This is a genomic window from Arcicella rigui (genome assembly GCF_034929435.1).
GTDB lineage: Bacteria > Bacteroidota > Bacteroidia > Cytophagales > Spirosomataceae > Arcicella > Arcicella rigui.
This window is the reverse complement of record NZ_JAYFUM010000018.1, coordinates 128023-146004: the sequence shown is the minus strand read 5'-3', so window position 1 is coordinate 146004 and position 17982 is coordinate 128023. Positions and strand designations below refer to the sequence as shown.

At 37.8% G+C, this 17982-nt stretch carries 10 protein-coding genes and 1 pseudogene; 2 read left to right on the top strand and 9 right to left on the bottom strand.

The genetic code is table 11. From position 1 onward, the window contains the following. Window positions 1-194: 194 nt before the first annotated feature. Complete coding sequence (locus tag VB248_RS15525; protein WP_323297716.1) at window positions 195-1184, bottom strand: sterol desaturase family protein; 990 nt, start codon at window positions 1182-1184, stop codon at window positions 195-197. Between the two features lie 421 nt (window positions 1185-1605). On the opposite strand from VB248_RS15525, the gene VB248_RS15520 reads away from it, so the two are divergent. Then, window positions 1606-2838 carry an alkaline phosphatase family protein gene (locus tag VB248_RS15520; RefSeq protein WP_323297715.1) on the top strand — a complete coding sequence of 411 codons (1233 nt, stop codon included), beginning with the start codon at window positions 1606-1608 and terminating at the stop codon, window positions 2836-2838. Between the two features lie 9 nt (window positions 2839-2847). Here VB248_RS15520 and VB248_RS15515 read toward each other — a convergent pair whose 3' ends face one another. From VB248_RS15515 to VB248_RS15485, 8 genes and pseudogenes are all read right to left on the bottom strand, one after another. Next, a complete protein-coding gene (locus VB248_RS15515; RefSeq protein ID WP_323297714.1) occupies window positions 2848-5532 on the bottom strand; it encodes an alpha-L-rhamnosidase-related protein in 2685 nt (894 codons plus the stop codon). A 12-nt stretch (window positions 5533-5544) separates the two neighbouring features. Beyond that, a pseudogene (locus VB248_RS22600) lies at window positions 5545-5685 on the bottom strand (glycoside hydrolase family 66 protein); the annotation flags it as partial. Window positions 5686-5792: 107 nt separating this feature from the next. Continuing rightward, window positions 5793-9152: a VCBS repeat-containing protein gene (locus VB248_RS15510; RefSeq protein ID WP_323297713.1), complete on the bottom strand. Its 3360-nt coding sequence runs from the start codon at window positions 9150-9152 to the stop codon at window positions 5793-5795. Between the two features lie 400 nt (window positions 9153-9552). Continuing rightward, the gene (locus VB248_RS15505; protein ID WP_323297712.1) at window positions 9553-11190 is read right to left on the bottom strand and encodes a RagB/SusD family nutrient uptake outer membrane protein; all 1638 of its coding nucleotides are present in this window, start codon (window positions 11188-11190) and stop codon (window positions 9553-9555) included. 11 nt (window positions 11191-11201) lie between these two features. Then, window positions 11202-14513, bottom strand: a complete 3312-nt coding sequence (locus tag VB248_RS15500; RefSeq protein ID WP_323297711.1) for a TonB-dependent receptor — start codon at window positions 14511-14513, stop codon at window positions 11202-11204. Between the two features lie 200 nt (window positions 14514-14713). Then, window positions 14714-15835: a FecR family protein gene (locus VB248_RS15495; RefSeq protein ID WP_323297710.1), complete on the bottom strand. Its 1122-nt coding sequence runs from the start codon at window positions 15833-15835 to the stop codon at window positions 14714-14716. Between the two features lie 165 nt (window positions 15836-16000). After that, a complete protein-coding gene (locus VB248_RS15490; RefSeq protein WP_323297709.1) occupies window positions 16001-16594 on the bottom strand; it encodes an RNA polymerase sigma factor in 594 nt (197 codons plus the stop codon). A gap of 148 nt (window positions 16595-16742) precedes the next feature. Next, entirely contained in the window at window positions 16743-17162 is a 420-nt protein-coding gene (locus tag VB248_RS15485; protein WP_323297708.1) for a DUF3299 domain-containing protein, read from the bottom strand. Window positions 17163-17285: 123 nt separating this feature from the next. On the opposite strand from VB248_RS15485, the gene VB248_RS15480 reads away from it, so the two are divergent. After that, window positions 17286-17981, top strand: coding sequence for an ABC transporter ATP-binding protein (locus VB248_RS15480; RefSeq protein WP_323297707.1), 696 nt, complete (start codon window positions 17286-17288; stop codon window positions 17979-17981). Window position 17982: the final 1 nt, after the last annotated feature.

Here is a 17982-nt window from a genome sequence, read left to right as displayed (position 1 = left end):
TAGATGTGCCTTGGGCATAATAAAACCTCCTGTTTTTTGTGTTTGTCGTAATTCACAAAATAAACAAGGAGGTTTTTATTTGTCAAGTCATACCCAAAATTCGGGATGACTCATGTTTGAAATCTCATTAAGTAGTTCGTGTCTCACGAACTACGGCAAGAAAAGCTCATAGCTCACCTCTCATAGCTCAAACCTTACCCCCTAACACTATCAAAATACTCTTTCTTCACAATTGTTGCGGTTTTGTGGTTGCCAGAATGATGCCAGCCGGGGGGCATAAAAATATATAAAACCTTGTCTTTAAGCGTTGGAGCTTGGTAAACGTCTTTCAACAATAAAGTAATTTCACCAAAATAAGCATCTAAAAAATCTCCAGATTTCATCGGTCTTGTAATGCCGTACTCAATGGCTTCCTCGTGTTTTTCGTCTTGCAAAGTACCAAAGGCTTTGTCCCAAATATTCAATAGATTACAAAAATTGGTATCCATATACAAAGGATTTTTGGCATGATGTACTCTGTGGTGTGAAGGCGTAAGAATGATTTTATTCAAAAATCCCAGACGAGCATCCACCATAATATTTTCGCCAATATGAATAAAAGCTCCCCAAGTACCATCTATAAACATGATGAGAAACAACAAAGGAGGATTTACGCCCAACAAAATACAAATTGTAGTACGAATAATATCAGCATAAGGGGCTTCCAGAAAAAAGTGTGTGTAGGTTACCGACAAATTCATGTATTCGGGTGCGTGGTGAGTAGAGTGCAAACACCAAAAAAGACGTACTTTATGCCCCAAGAAATGGTAAATAAAATGGGCAAATTCCCAGACTACATATCCATAAATAAACCAATACCATGTAAATTCTGTCTTGAAAATGGCGTAAGGTTCAAAGAAAGCAATGCACAGCCCGACCATTCCGATTGAAATAAAACGAGAAATAAAGCGGTTGAAAACGTAAGTAAAAAAAGAGATTTTGTATTGCGTAAAAGTAAGTCGGCGATAAAATAAGGCACGGATAATTTCAACAAGTAACAAAACGGGAATCAGTGGACCTAAAGCTTTGCCGATGCCATCTTGGGTTAATAAGGCTTTGTAATTGTCTGTTTGGATAATTTCAATCAGTCCGCCAAAATTAAAAAAGCCGACGATTTCGTTGTAAAGTGTTTCTAAAAATTCCATAGATAAGCTAGTTAGTGAGTTGTGAATGAGTGATTTAGTGATTGTTTTTGATAAAGTCTCATTGAAATTATCCTTTATCAAGTGATTTAATAGTCATGCCATGCGTATTTTTAGCTTTTTATCTCATCAATAAAAGCGAAAATATAAATACCATTAATAAATTCTCTGCTGATTTGTGGGGAGGTGTTTTATTGAGTGATTTTAAATTGAGTAAAGAAATCTATTCCGAAATCCGACACCTGAAATCTGATTGCCGAAATCCAAAATCCGACATCCCGAAATCCCAAATCTCTCCGCTTATTAACAATTAAATAAAATAGAGAATGATAGACTTGTGAAGAAGAAGTATGAATTTTGTTGAAAAATAGCTTTTAGCCTTTGGCAATAAGCTTTCATTAACAAACGAGAGATAGACAAAACCATGAAAATCTTCCAAATTCTTTTTTATATACTAATTGTTTCATCAACAACTTTCGCACAAAAAACAGCTAAAAAAGTAGTTTTTATGATAGTTGACGGCATTCCTGCTGATGCCATCGAAAAAGCCGAAATGCCTAATTTAAAGAAAATTAGTGCCATCGGAGCGTACAAAAGGGCTTATGTTGGTGGCGAAAAAGGACAGTATTCACAAACACCAACCATTTCTGCTGTAGGCTACAATAGTTTGCTGACGGGTACTTGGGTAAATAAACATAATGTTTGGGGTAACGATATTAAGAAACCGAATTATCATTATTGGAATATTTTCAGGTTATTGAAAAGTCAATATCCCGAAAAGAAAATAGGCGTTTATTCTACATGGTTAGACAATAGAACCAAATTGATTGGCGAGTCTTTGACCAATGCAGGCAATATTAAAATGGATTTTGTAGCCGATGGCTATGAGTTGGACACACTTACTTATCCACATGATAAACAAAGTGAATACATTCATAAAATCGACGAAAAAGTAAGCGATGAAGCGGCTAAAAGTATCAAAGAGAATGCCCCAGATTTATCGTGGGTATATTTGGAATATTCTGACGATATGGGACATAAGTATGGCGATAGTGAGCAATTCACCAAAGCTTTGGGTTATGTGGACAGTCAAATCGGCAAAGTATGGGAAGCGATAGAATATAGAAAGAAAAATTTTAAAGAAGATTGGCTAATCGTAATTACGACCGACCACGGAAGAGATGCTAAAACAGGTAAAAATCACGGCGGACAGTCGGACAGAGAACGTACTACTTGGATAGCAACCAATGCCAAACCATTGAACAATTACTTTCAGGAAAACCAACCTGCCATTGTAGATATTATGCCAACGATGGCTCGTTTTATGGGATTAAAAATTCCAGCGGAAAATCTGGTAGAAATAGACGGTGTAGCCTTAATCAATCCTGTTTCAGTAGCTAATCCGAATGCAGTTTTGGTAAAAGATAGTTTACAAATTTCGTGGAAAGCCTTAGAGAAAAAAGGTAAAGTAAAAATATGGCTGAGTACAACCAACCATTTTGAAGAAGGAGGCAAAGACCTCTATGAATTAATCGACACTGTACCGAATACCCAAGAAAGTATCACGGTAGATGTAAGTCAAAAAAAATCGTCCTTCTATAAAATCATGATAGAAGGACGAAATAATACGGTGAATCGTTGGGTTTTGGTGAAGTAAGATGCTCTCTTACTTCAACTTCACAATACGTAAATAATCCAAAATTGCCTCATTGATGTCGCCATTCATGTTTTCGTTGGCTGTTTCAAAATGAATTTTGATTATATGTTTACCTTTAGTCAATTTAGTTTGAATGGCATTACTCATTCCCCAAGCAGACCATTCGTTTTTGCCTCTTTGTGGAAAGACAAATGTACCTATTTGTTTTTCTTCGATAGAGCAAGTTCTAATTGCACATTTATTTTCTGTATTTACAGGGCCGTTGCCATTGGCATAACGAATGTCCAAACTGTACCAACCATCCGTAGGAATATTGATACTTATTGCTATTTGGGTGTTGGTTTGTTTGCTAATCTCGACAAATCCATTACTTGTAGCTCCTTGATAGTTTTTGCTTGATTTTGGAGCAAAGTTGACAAGTGGATAGTTTTGAATACTTGTTGTTGGTGCAACTAAAAGAGGTTCACTCGCAAAAGAAGAAATACCTTGCTTGTCGATAGCAATCACTTGATATTCTGCTACTTGTTCTGGAACAATCGTGAAAGATGTTTGCGTAGTTTTTGCCAATACTACTCCATTTTTAAGAATTTGGTATGAAGAAACCCCTGCTATTTTTTGCCAAACAAGCTTATTTTGTTCCAGACTCACTAATGGCATGACTGGAGCAAAAAGTACTTTTTGGTGGTTAATGGTTGAAGGCAATACATTATTTTCTAAGAAAATAGTGATTTTATGGTTGCCTTCAAGCGAACTTGGGATAAGTGCTTCTGTGGGTTTTCCGTCTAATAAAAATTTTCTGATACGATTGCCATGACCTTGTAACTCAATATTCAAAATGGCATTTCTATAACGGAAATTAGTTAAATGCCTAATACCTGTAAGGGCTTTGGGTACAAAAGGATGAAACGCCAAAGCCTCATCTTTGAACTCAATACCAAAAAAGATTTTATGCACCAAAGCCAAATTGCCCGATAAACTCCAAAGCATATTACTTGAGTTGATTTGTGTGCCTGCATAATCGCCATTTTCGGCTACAAAATTTTCTTTATTAGTCAAAAACAAGGTAGCTGGGCGATAAATAGCAGCAATACTTTTAAGAACAGAGGCTTCATTTCCTGCTTTTGCCGCCGCTAAAGCCCAATAAGTTTCTACAAATGGCCAAACAGCATTGTTGTGATAAGGTGGAATGCCCGGAATTTGAGGGAAAATACAGTTAATCCCAAAATCCGTCACGGGTGTATTGGCAATTACTTTTGCTTGGTTTGGGGTTTCGGTGATGCCAAACAATACGCAAAGTGCTTCGCCTAATGCTTCTGCTTTTGGTGAAAGAATTTTATGATTTCTTCCGTATAAAAATTGCCCATAATAGCCTTTATCTGTCAACCAAAGATACTTATTGATACCATTTTTTATTTTTGACGCTATTTGCTGATGTTTTTCTGCGATTGATTTGTCACCTATTATCGTTGCCATTTTTGCCAAAACGATATTAGCTTGATAATGTACGGCATTTGTTCCTAAACATTCTGATTCATAAATATCGGCTGGTTGCATCCATAGCGGATAGGTTTGTTCTCGCCAATCCAAGAAAGAGGATTCACCTTTGGCTAAACCCGTTTCTGCATCATAGATATTTTTCAAATCATCTTCTATCGAATTTTTGATAATGGCATATATTCTATTCAACCAATTTTTATCGCCTGTTACTTTGTAAATTTCCCAAGCAGCAACAGCCCAAATCATGCGGTCGGTTGAGGCAGGATAAGCACCACCTGTGCCAGTATCTTGGATGATTCGTTCATTTTTTACTTTTCTGAGTAGGCTATTCATGGCAACTTGTGGTTGTAAATGTGCCATTGAAAGAATGATACTGTAACTAACGTCACGAGTCCAAACGCCTGCCCATTCTTTACCTGTGCGTAAAGTACTGTCTTTTTCGATGGCATTGAGCATCTCTTCGGTAGCCAATTTGTACAAGGCATCTGAAATAGGATATTGTGATTGATACTGCGGAAAGCTTGAAATATCTTTACTTAATTTCCATTCAGAGGCAATTTTAGACTGTTCAGAAGCTCCAAGTCTAAGCGTTACTTCGTAAATACCATCATTATCTGAGTCTGATAATTTAAGTTCATCATGTCCGTGCAAACTGTTAAAATCCCAAATCAGCGGACTTGTACCGCCAGCTACATAAATGCCATGAAAATCATCTTTAAAGATTTTATCACCATTAAAAGTTGTGTAAAAACCTTTACTGTTCATTTCAGCGATAATGGCACGGCAATCTACCTTAATCGTCAGCAACGTTCCTTCTTTCAAAAATACACCTTCTGGTACTTTGGTATTATCAACATATTGTTTGCCGAAAGTAATAATCGGCGTACTGGCTTTTCCATCTTTGGCAATACAATTAAAATGATGGTCTTGACCAGCAATCATTTCATTGTCTTTTCCATTGATGCTGAATTTGAAAGTAATACTTGGATTGAGATATTCCTGTGCAGGACTTTTGTAATCAGAAGTAATCTGAGAGGCAGAAAGTATTTTTCCAGAAAACTTTCCTTGTCTGACACCGTCAGCCGTAATAGAGTATGATTTATTTTGATAAATGGCTTTGGGTATTTTTTGAGCCATGACGTTTTGAATTGTTGTCGTTGCCAACAACAAAATGAATACTTTTGTGCTTTTTTTCATAAAAATGGTTAATTAAATTTTACTATTCATTACAATCATATCCCAATATTTGAGCTTGGGAAGCGTAAATTTAATAACATTACCCGATTGTGTGTAATTGATAGATTTAATTATTCCATATTCTATTTCAAGGTTGGTAACCCAAACTTTGTTACCAGTTTTGTTTACCGACTAAGGAATTACAATTAATTTAGTCCTGCCTGATTACTTAGCATCATAGATGATAATAAGTAAAAACTTGTATTTTGTTGAAGTGAATTTTACTTCAACAATTGCTTCAAAACGCCCACTTTATCTGAATTTTGGGTATAGAATATCGCTCTGTTTTGATTGGCTAATTGAATCGTAAGCATATCTCTGACATCGCCTTTTAACAGTAAACCAGCTTGTTGATTGGCAACGGAAGTGAATTTTCCTTTGCCATTTCCCAACAAAAGCGAACCCATTGAGGCATCGTTTCTGCCTAATTGTACTCGCCACGGATAGAAATTTCCTGCTACAAGTATGTCTTTTTTGCCGTCTTGGTTAAAGTCGGCTACGCTTATACAAGAAGCCAATGAAACTTGAGCAGACAATGGCAAAACTTTGGCGGAGAATTTACCATTGCCTACATTTTCAAAAAAAGTACTGCTAAGTGTGTTGATTTTTAGTGTGTTGCTTTGTTTTATTTGCTCTGGCGAAAGCAAAGTTTCTAACGTAGCCTCGGCGTAGTCTTTGTATTTCAAGAATTTTTTTCTGATGCTTGGCAGTTGATTGGCTAATTCATCTAATGAAGCAAGTGGATAACTTTTGCCTTGTATATAATAGCAAATCAATGGGTCGATTGTACCGTTTTGGTCGAAATCTGCGTAGCAAAGTGTAATGGGTTCTTTTTCAGAAGCTTTAAATTGGGTATTTTGTCCCAAATTTCCTGCAACGATGTCTAAATCACCATCATTATCCATGTCTTCAACTATTACTTTTGCCCAAAAACCATTGGTATTTTCTAAGCCATACTTTTGGGTTTGGTTCACTAATTGTCCACGCTGATTTTCGTAAATGGTAATGGGCATAAATTCTCCTGCCACGACCAAATCCAGCCAGCCATCTTTGTTAATATCCGTCCAAGTAGCCGAAGTAACCATGCCCGGTCGGCGAAGTGAAGGCTCTTTTTGCTCGGAAGCGTATCGGAATAACACTTTCCCGTTTTTACTTTCATTTTTCAACAGATAACAATAATCTGGTTCAGGGTAACGACTTGGCATAGAACGACCGCCCACAAAAATATCTATGTCGCCATCTTTATCATAGTCGGCAACGGCAACGCAACTTCCGTTACTGGTCAAATCGGGTAAGGCTTCTGAAGTAATCGTAAAAATGCCTTTGCCATTGTTTAGGTACAATTGGTCTTGGTAGGCAGAGGCGTGAGCATCAAACTCAACTCCACCTTTGGCAATGAATAAATCTAAATCTTTGTCGTTGTCGGCATCAAAAAATAGTACGCCAGCGTCTTTCCCAATTGTTCCTTTTGCCCACGGTTGCGAAGGTGAAGTTTGGAATGAGCCATCTCTTTTTTGTAAGAATAATTCCCCAGCTTTTTGTTGATTTCCACCGATAAAAATATCTTCTAATCCATCGGCATTAACATCGCTTTTTGCAATAAATGGGCCTTGTTTTGACAATTGGTAGGGAAGAAGCGATTGATGTTTAAAATCGACAAAAGGCGTTTCTTGGTGTTGAAAACGCAGGTTTGCTTTTGCGGTATAATCAGTAAAAAAGGAATTTATTGGCGATGCGGTTGGGGTATTGATAGCCTTTGCTGTGTTGCTTTGAATGGTCAGCGTAGTGTCGGCTTTGATATGCTGTAAAGTGGTTACTTTGCCGTTTGTCCAATGAATTTCTACCGATTTTATCCATTCATCTTTTCCCAAGCCAAAATGCAGACTAGGCTCAACGCTACTTTGAAAACCATGTGCCGAGTACAATTCTTGCATCTGAGAAGTATGGGCAGTTTGTACGAATACCTTCGCTCCGAGACCAAAAGTGTTGGCTGAGTTTTCTTGTAGTTTAAGTTTGATATAATGATTTTTTGAAAGCTGACGGCTACGGTTTTGAAAAACCATAACTGGGGAATTGCTATTATTCACGATTAAATCTAAATCTCCATCATTGTCTAAATCGGCATAAGCCGCTCCTGTACTGATTGAGGGTGCTGATAAGCCCCATTTTTCTGTGGTATTTTCAAAAATTAAACCCTCATTAGTGGCTTTATTAGCAAAGCAATAATTACTCACTTTGGTACTGGGCATTTGCTTGATAAGTTCCCAAGTGTTCATTTTTTTGCCTTGAGCTTTGGCCTTGTCGGCTTCTTCTTGATAGGTATATTTCAAGAAATCCATATTGGTGAAGTCACGCAAATAGCCATTGGTAACGTAGAGGTCTTTGTTTCCGTCGTTGTCCAAGTCACAAACCAATGGACTCCAGCTCCAATCGGTATTTGAAACGCCAGCCAATTGCCCAATTTCGGTAAACTGCGGAATGCCTTCGGGGTTGTTGCCCACGTTTATTTGGAGCATATTTCTCATATTTTGGTGGTGAAAACCGCTATCGACGAGTAGTTGGTAGCGGTCGTATTCGTCGGGGCCTTTGAGTAGCTTTTGCCTAAAGTTATCTTCTGGAAGCATATCAAGGCTAATAACATCGTTTTTCAAATCATTATTCACATCGACCATTGCCGAACCCATCGAAAACTTAGAAATATGCCCCATACTTTCTTTGAGTACTTCTTTGAAATGGCCGTTTTGTTGGTTCAAATACAAAAAATCTTGTTCGGTATAATCGTTGGTGACGTACAAGTCTGCCCAAGTATCGTTGTTTACATCAGCAATAGAAACATTTAGTCCAAAATTCAGCCCACTACCATCAATGCCTGCCTCTTCGCTAATATCTTTAAAATAGCCTTGGTCGTTTCGATAGAGTTTATTACCGAATCTGGGATGTCGAGTTCTCCGAAGTTTTGTAGTATTGTAGAAAGCATTATAAAACATCTCGGCATGATTTACCATGAATACATCTAAATCGCCGTCTTTGTCCATGTCAAAAAACACCACTTGTGTCGTAAAAGTACCTTCGGCATCCAAGCCATATTTGGCAGCACTTTCTATAAAAGTAGGCACACCATTTTTTGTGCCAGTATTGATATACAGCTCATTTTTACGCTCTTGGGCAGTCCCCGGACCAGAGTAACACACATAAATATCTAATTTTCCATCGCCATTTACGTCTGCCATACTCACGCCTGTTTTCCATTTCTTTCTACCAGCTACGCCAGCGATTTCGGTAATATCTTCAAAATGGAAAGAGCCTTTATTAAGATACAATTTATTCTCAACCATATTTCCCGAAAAATACACATCCGCCAGTCCGTCATTATTTACGTCTCCGACAGCCACGCCAGCACCATTGTACAAGTATTGGTATTCGAGTACATTCAGTTTGTCGTCTTCTTTTACTTCGTTCACAAAGTTGATACCTGTACTTTCTGAATCAAGTAACTGAAAAAGTGGCTCTTCCTCAGAAGAAGTCGATTGGCAAGCCACCACAAGCGGAAAAAGCAGGAAAAGTATGCGTTTGTGTATCATTAGGGAAAATAGATTAAATACTAATGCTGAGTTGGGAATTAGTGAGTTAGTGAATGAGTGAGTGAATTGTGAATTAGCGAGTTGTGAATCAGTGAATTATTTTTAATAAGTTGTAATACTAAATAAATTATACCTGATAATTTTTGGATACATATTTAAAAGATAAATACTTAGAAATAAATAACAACTCACAATTCACTAACTCGCTAATTAGTGAGTTATTTTTAAGAAGTTATAATACTAAATAAATTATACCTGATAATTTTTGGGTACTTATTTAAAAGATAAATACTTAGAAACAATTCACTAACTCACTCATTCACAAATCACTAATTCACAAAGAGGTTATCAGGTAATGCTACCGATAACCTCTTTTTCATTCAACAACATTGTCTAAAAATTACCAGCCAGCAATTTGTTTAGCCGCAGGGTTTTTATCAACCTCATTTTGTGGAATTGGCAATACATAAAGTTTAGAGGGAAAGCTTCTGTTTTCAAAAGCAACACGAGTATAAGTAATCGTATTGCCTGATTTAGTCATTTTTACGCCGTACAATGGGCCATTTAATAAGCTCTCAGCAATTTTCCAACGACGAATATCGAAGAAACGATGCTCTTCAAAAGCCAATTCAATTCTGCGTTCGTTTCTGATTTTTGCACGCATTTGGTCTTTGCTCAATCCTGCTTCTAAGTCGGGCATTCCTGCTCTTTTTCTAATGGCATTGATGGCACTATACACGCTTGCATCTGGGCCAGTAGCTTCGTTTTTGGCTTCTGCATAATTGAGCAATACTTCGGCATAACGAAGGAAAATCCAATCTTGGTCGCTACTTTTTGTATAAAGTACATACTGTTCTTCATGGAATTTACGCAAAATATAACCCGTTTTGGTATCTTCGGCTCTGCCTGTTACGTCTGCACCGCCTGCATACAATTCCATTACACGTCCACGGAAAGTAGAACCATTGTGTACAACGGTTGCTTCAAAACGTGGGTCGAGGTTAGCCCAAGGCTCAGAAGCCTTGTACAAAGGCGAAGTAGCTTGCGACTTCCCGTCAATCATTTCATAAGAATCTACAAAGTTTTGGGTTGGCACATTACCGCCCCAACCAGCATCGCTACCACCTCTGATTGATGGTGGCGAGTTCACCACATCGAAACCATTGTTCAAGCCATAATGCACTTTATCGGGTGCTTGGAATTTCTTTGCAAAAATGATTTCATTGTTGTTTTTTGTTAAAAACAAAGTTCTATAATCACTAAACAAAGTATAATCTGTATTAATCACTTTGTTGGCGGCATCGGCTGCTGCTTGCCAGCGACCTGCATACAATAACACACGACTTTTTAAGGTATTGGCAGCACCAGAAGTAGCTCTACCAGCTTCGATTGCTCCTTTTTTAGGAAGTAAAGAAGCCGCTTTGTCTAAATCAGCAATGATAAAATCAACTACTTCATCGTATTTGGCACGAGGAATCTGAAAGTCATCATTTAATGTTAAACTTTTGCTAATCAATGGTACACCCGTTGCTTCCGCTCCAGTAGAAGGCATTCCGTACAATCTTAACAATTCGTGATAAATGAAGCCACGTAAAAAGTAGGTTTCGCCCATCAAACGATTTCTCAAAGCTTCGTCTTTTAGTCTGCTAAGATTTTCAAGGGCAATGTTTGTTTTTCTGACTAAGCTATAATAATCACCCCAAGTTTCGCCCCAAGGTACATCCGAAGGCAAAAAGTTTCCTGTTTGTAATTGGTTGGAGTGCGTCCAAGGCATTCCAACGTCGCCATCGTCTGTTACGCCGTCTAACAAATAAAGACCTTTTGCCCAACCTTGATAGTTACGGTCGAAGCCCGAAGGCATTTGTCCGTAAATAGCGTTGATAAATTGTGTAGCTCCTTGTGGGTCAGTCCACACGGTTTCGCCCGTCAATGAATCTTTTGGTACTTGGTCAAGAATATTGGTTTCACAGCTAAAGAATATAGAGATACCCATTAGCATACAGCCAAATCGTAGTAGTTTATATCGTAATTTGTTCATTTTAATGATTGTTAAAATTTAAAGTTTACACCAGCATTCCAAATTCTAAATTGGGGATAATCCCATCCTCTATCACTGCCGTTTTCTGGGTCGTAGTTTTTAATTTTCGACCACGTTACTACGTTGTTTGCGTTGATGTAAATACGCAGCCCTTTGATGAAACGTAATTTTAGCGTTTCTAAAGGCACATTGTAGGCTAACTCTACATTTTTAAGACGGATATAAGAAGCATCTCTCATCCAGAACGAAGACCCCGCATGATTCATGTTGGTAGGGTCAATCAATACACGAGGCTCGCTTGCGTTCGGGTTCGATGGAGTCCAGCGATCTAAATTGGCTTTCAAAGCTCCCGAACCTACAAAGAATGGCCATGCCCCCTCGCCACTATAATACTGATTTACGTTGGTTGCTCCTTGGAACAAGAAAGAAAAATCAAAATTTTTGTATTGCACACTTCCGTTAAAGCCGAAGATAATTTCTGGCGTATTTGATTTACCGATAGCTACTCTATCGAGGTCGTTAATTACACCGTCTTTGTTAATATCTTCGTAGCGAATATCGCCCGGAGCTGTTTTGCCAATTTGCTTCGCTGCTCCGTCCACTTCTGCTTGTGTTTGGAAAAGCCCAAGGGCTCTGTAACCGTACTGCGTATTGAGTGATAAACCTGTTCTTCTGATATTTGGATTAACAGAAGCCGCTTCGTCGATAAATACAATCACGTTTTTGGCATAAGTAAGGTTTGCACCTACCGAATAGCGTAAATCTTTTGTGATTCTGTTTTTATGCCCTAAAGTAAATTCTACCCCTCTGTTGTTTACTTTGGCTAAGTTTTCTACTGGTAAAGCTACCCCCAAGAGACTTGGTACAGAAAGGTTTCTTGAAGCCAAAATATCACTTCTTTTATCGAAGAAATAATCTACCGTTGCTGTTAATTTTCCTTGCCAAAGGGTAGCATCTACACCAATATTAAGTTTCTTAACCGTTTCCCAAGTAACATTTGGGTTCGATAATCTTCCTTCTACAATGGCAGGTTGTACGTTGGCATTGCCAAACACAGCCGAACCACTCACATAATACGATTGTAGGTACAAGAATCGCTCACCGCCCAAACGGTCATTACCCAAAATACCATAAGAAGCACGTAGTTTCAAGAAATCAACTACTGACGAGTTTTTCAAGAAATTTTCTTGTGAAATCACATAACCTGCCGAAACTGATGGGAAAAAGCCCCAACGCTTGCCATCGGCAAATTGCTCTGAACCATCAGCTCTGAAACTGGTTTCAAAAACATACTTGTCGGCATACGACCAGTTCAAACGTCCTACAACCCCCTGACGACCGCTACTGCCAGAATATCCACTGTTGTTACGGTTGGCTGCCGCTCCAAAGTTGATTTCGTCAATAGCCAAAGTATAGCCTTCACGTGATAGACTTATGTAATTCCAGAGTTGTTTGGTTTGTGTATATAAAAGCAAACCTGATAAACTACTTTTACCAATAGTGGTTTTGTAGTTTAAGTGTGTTTCTAAAGTAACCGCTTGGTCGTCGTAATGATTTTGTACTAACGAAGTAGGGCCTTTGTCGGCTTCTACAAAAGTGCCATTGCTGAGTCTGTTGTAAAATGGTATTTTCGTGAAAGTCCAGTTTTTATTATCCGTGAATGTTTTATCATAAGAAGCAATCGCTTTGATAGACAAGCCCGGCACAAAAGGCAATTGTTGCTCCAATTCCATACGTCCACGGAAAGCCTGAATATTTCTTTTTCTGTAACCGTTTTCTGGAAGTGTTAAATAAGAAGGCCCGTTTGAATAAGTACCATTTGACCAAGTAATAGGCGTTCTATTGGGTGGAATACCCGACATCCATCTAAAGACTTCTTCAGAAGCTACGTTGTTTGTTTTTTCATCTCTACCCGAAAGGTCGAAAGATAATTTGGTTGTGCTGGTAACGTTTGCGTCGATATTTGAGCGGAAATTATATCTGTTAAAATCATTTGAAGGAATGATACCGTCCTGTTTTAAATAACCCAATGAAGTAGCGTAGCGGATTTTGTCTGTACCACCAGTGGCTGAAATCGAATAGTTACGCATCATGGCTGATTTTTTCAAGACCGAAAACCAGTCAGAATCTGGGTGTGTATCTGGGCTTGAATGCGTGCGGTACTTTTCTAAATCATCTGCTGAATAAAGGGCTGCTTTGCCATCGTTGGCTAAGGCTTCGTTATACAAAGTTGCATATTCGTAAGAGTTCAAAAACTGAGGGTTACGAGTACGCTCTTGTACACCATAATTGGCAGAAAAATCTATTTGCATTTTTCCTTCTGCACCTCTTTTGGTGGTTACTAAAATAACGCCATTACCCGCACGAATCCCAAACACGGCGGCACTGGCAGCATCTTTTAATACCGAAAATGATTGAATTTCGCTTGAGTTCAACTGAGCAAAATCGCTTGATGAACGAACGATACCATCAATCACAAAAATAGGAGAGGCATCTCCAGTAGTTCCAATTCCTCTGATTAAGATGTTCGACGCATCTTTACCAGGTTCACCCGAACGTTGCGTAGCAATAATACCAGTAGCTTGCCCAACTAAAGTATTACTCAAGTTTGGTGAAGGGTTGCTTGCAATTGCTTTTGTACTAACATCCGAAACAGCACCCGAAATAGCACTTTTCTTTTGCGTACCATAACCCACAACCACTACTTCGTCCAGATTCCCAACATCTGCTTTTAGTACTACATTCAGTGAAGTTTGTTTGCCAACCAATACTTCAGCTTTCAGATAGCCCACCGAAGTAAAAACTAATACAACGTCTTCGTTCGGGATTGTCAGTCGGAATTTTCCATTCGGGTCGGTAGTTGTACCACGAGTTGTACCTTTTATTTGAATACTTACCCCCACCAGTCCTTCGCCTTTATCGTCGGTTACTGTTCCCGTAACTACCTGCTCTACGATTTCTACTTTTGGAGCGATACTTACGTTGTTTTCGGATGGGGTTTCGTTTTTTCTTTTTAAGAGAATTTGTTGTCCGGATACTTCATAATGGATATTCAGTGGAGATAAAAAATTAGATAATACCTCCGACAGCGGTTTTGCATCGGCATCAATTGAAACCTTTCTTTTGGATTCAATCAATTCGGGGCTGTACATAAAATTGATACCTACGAGTTTCTCAATTTTTTGTAAAACATCTTCTACTTCATTCTTTTTCAAATGAATAGTTACTTTTTTGTTTAACAAATCTTGTGCTTTTGTGTCATGAGCAAAAGAAAAGCTCATGCACAAAACGGATAAAACGATTTGCAGTAAACTGATTTTCATGATTTTTCGTAAAATTTGATACGAGGGCAACTTTTTTTTCATACTTTTGGGTAATTTGTTAGTTGGAAAGAATTGGCAAAGAAATCCCCCTCATCCATTTCTGGATGTTTGTGTCGAAGCAAAGCAGAAGGGGATTGTACAGGTGAATGATGCGGGAACATCATTCACCTTTTTTCATTTTTGGGATTAATTATTATTCATTAATTACAAGGTTTTCCAGTAATAATGATTTGTCCATCCGAAACCTCATAACTGGCTTCGGTAATCGAACAAATCCACTTTAATTTTTCAAAGAGTGGCTCATCGCCAAGTTTTGCCGTAATGCTACATTTAGACATCACTTCTTCATCATACACAATATCAACACCGTAAGATTTCTCAAGAATGCTGAATACTTCTGAAATAGGTGTGGCGTTGAATTCAAATTTTTGATTTTCAATAGGGAGTGTCAAAATCACAGGATTATCAATAATCGCCTTTACTAATCTGATTTCTTGGCGTTGATAAATGGCTTGCTGGTTGGCGGTCAGCACCATGCCTGTTAATTCACGATTATTTCTCAATTGTGTAGCATTTTTATCAGTTTGGGTAAATACTGATACTCTACCTGTTTTTACAATTACTCTAATGTCTTGGTCTTTTCCGAAAGCTTTAATGGTAAAACTCGTTCCCAATACTTTGGTCACCAGTTCGTTGGCATATACAAAAAACGGACGTTCTGGATTTTTGGCTACTTCAAAAAAAGCTTCGCCTACCAAATAGACCTCTCTTTTTTCAGCATCAAATGCTTTTTGATAACTCAAGCGACTGTTTTTTTGTAAAACAATCGAACTTCCGTCGGGCAATTGTACCAATTTGCTTTTTTGTCCTTCATTAATTACTTCAACAAGTTCGTTAGTGGCTTTTGCCTCTGAAATTTGTTGTTGATACAAAGCAAATTCTTGCAGGCTTTCATTTTTGTTATTGAGTACAAACCAAGAAGCACCTATCAAAACGATAATCGAAGCGGCTACTGCCCAATAGCGTTTCCAAAGCGGTACGATTTCGCTGTTTTCGCTTTCATCATTATCAAGGTTTTCTCGTTTTTTAGCCTCTGTTAATGCCTTTTGAATTTGAATATCAATGTAATGTTCTTCCAAATCAACCGATTCCCCTTGTAGCGATAGCAAAAAAGCTTTTGCCTTTTCAGCCAACTCTTTTCGGGATATGTCTTCAGCTATCCAAGATGTCCAATAAGTACCATCTTGTGAATTTTTATCAAAAACCCAAGCCCTAAAACTTGAATTTTCTAATAGCTCTTGAAACTCTTTATTGTTTATCATAAATGATTAAATAGACGTTCTACTGCTAACATCCATGAAGTATTGCTGAGATACTCACAAAAAAGACAATTTTTTAATAAAATTATGCAAGTTTTATTTTTGCCATTTTGAGTAAGTAATAAATTGCAGAAAATGAAGTCTTTCGGAGAGACGGCAGGAAGAAGATTAGCTAAGAATCCAGCTAAAAATAATTAGGAAAAACTCCCAATTTTCACGAATGGTAGCCAAAGCACGCTGAATAGTATTACTAACAGACTGCGGTTTGATTTGAAGTAACTGTGCGATTTCTTCTACACGGAGGTCTTGGTAAAATCGTAAATAAAGGATTTCACGTTGCCTTTCGGGCAATTGTTGTAAAGACGAAGAAATTTTATGAAGGATATTTTTGGAAGATTCCTCTGCGATAAACGAACTTTCAGAAGAATCTTCAAAGTGGATGTCGTCGAAATCTTCTTCCAAAGGCACAGCTTTGAAAGTCTGTAAAGTTTTAAAAAGTTGGTTTCTGAAAGCCCTCAATAAATAAAATTTCACAGATTCTACTTCAGTAAGTGAAGCACGGCGAAGCCAAAGTTTAATAAGTAAATCTTGAATGGCATCTTCAATGATTTGGCTATTTGAAGTAAACTTTCCGCCATAATGCACTAAAGTTTTGTAAAACTGTTTGGATAACTGAGTAAAAGCCACTTCATCGCCTTCTCTGAAACGATTCCAGAGAATTTGCTCTTGCAACGATTGTGTACTTTTAATGCGGTTAGTCATGTTTTAAAGAAATATTTACACGAAATAACCAACAATATCTAAAAATAACAATACTTTATATTTTTAAGAGCTATCATAAGTGAGTGATTTAGCTATAAAAAGAGTATTATTAGATAGATACGTCAATAAAAAAGCTGTACACAACCATTCAGTTGATAAGAGTAGCTTCTTCTAAAATATAATTTAGTTCGTTTACATTATCAGGATTGAGTCTCAGTTTTCCTTTAAAACTGTGAATCTCATCTGTTTTAAAATGTTGTTTTCTATTAAATTTTAGTTGCATCATTGATTCTGGTCCAGCTTTTCCACAGAAAAAACACATTGCCATAGGGTTTTGTGATACCACGAAAGTCCCTTCCATATCAATCGGAATGGTGTAGCCCTTTATTACAATCTCCTGTCCATTCAATGCGGTAACTTTTGGCCCGAAAGTAGGGTACAAAAAGAACATTCCCATTTCAATATTGAGTCGCTTCTTGAAACGCACATCTTTGAGGTCATTCCAAGTGATATTTCTTGCCTCAAACTCTTGAGCCACAAGCTTTTGCATCAAACAAAAAATTAGCATGAAAATCAATTTTTTTCGCATGATTAATGGATTTATTAAGTCTTTTTAATTGCAACGATGATGCAATTAAATAAAATAACACTATATTTGCAACAATATTGCAAATAAGTAAAATATATCCACATGCTTACAGCTAAAAACCTTACTAAAAAATACGAAAATCATATTGCCCTCAATCACTTGGACTTACATATACAATCAGGTGAAATTTTTGCCTTGTTGGGACAGAACGGAGCTGGCAAAACTACTACCATCAATTTGTTTTTGGGTTTTATTGAACCCAGCGAGGGTACAGTAGCTATCAATGGTATTTCGGTAGTAGAAAATGCCCTCGAAACCAAAAAACACTTGGCTTACATTCCTGAAACGGTGATGCTCTATCCCAATCTTACAGGTATCGAAAACCTTGCTTTTTTTAGTGCTTTGGCAGGTTTTACTTATTCAACCCATGAATTAAGTGCTTTTTTAAGCAAAGCTGGACTTCAAGAAACGGCTCATCATCAGGCACTTGGGGGTTATTCAAAAGGAATGCGACAAAAAGTAGGCATTGCCATAGCCATCGCCAAAAATGCAAAAGCTTTGCTGTTGGATGAACCTACTTCTGGTTTAGACCCAAAAGCTTCCAACGAATTTTCGGAAATCTTGAAAGAACTCTCAGCCAACGGAACGGCAATTCTGATGGCAACTCACGATATTTTTCGTGCCAAAGAAGTGGCTCATCGCATCGGTATTATGAAACAAGGCAACTTGGTTTCGGTGATTGATGCCAAAGATATTTCGGCTAACGAATTAGAACAATTGTATTTACAAACGGTATAAA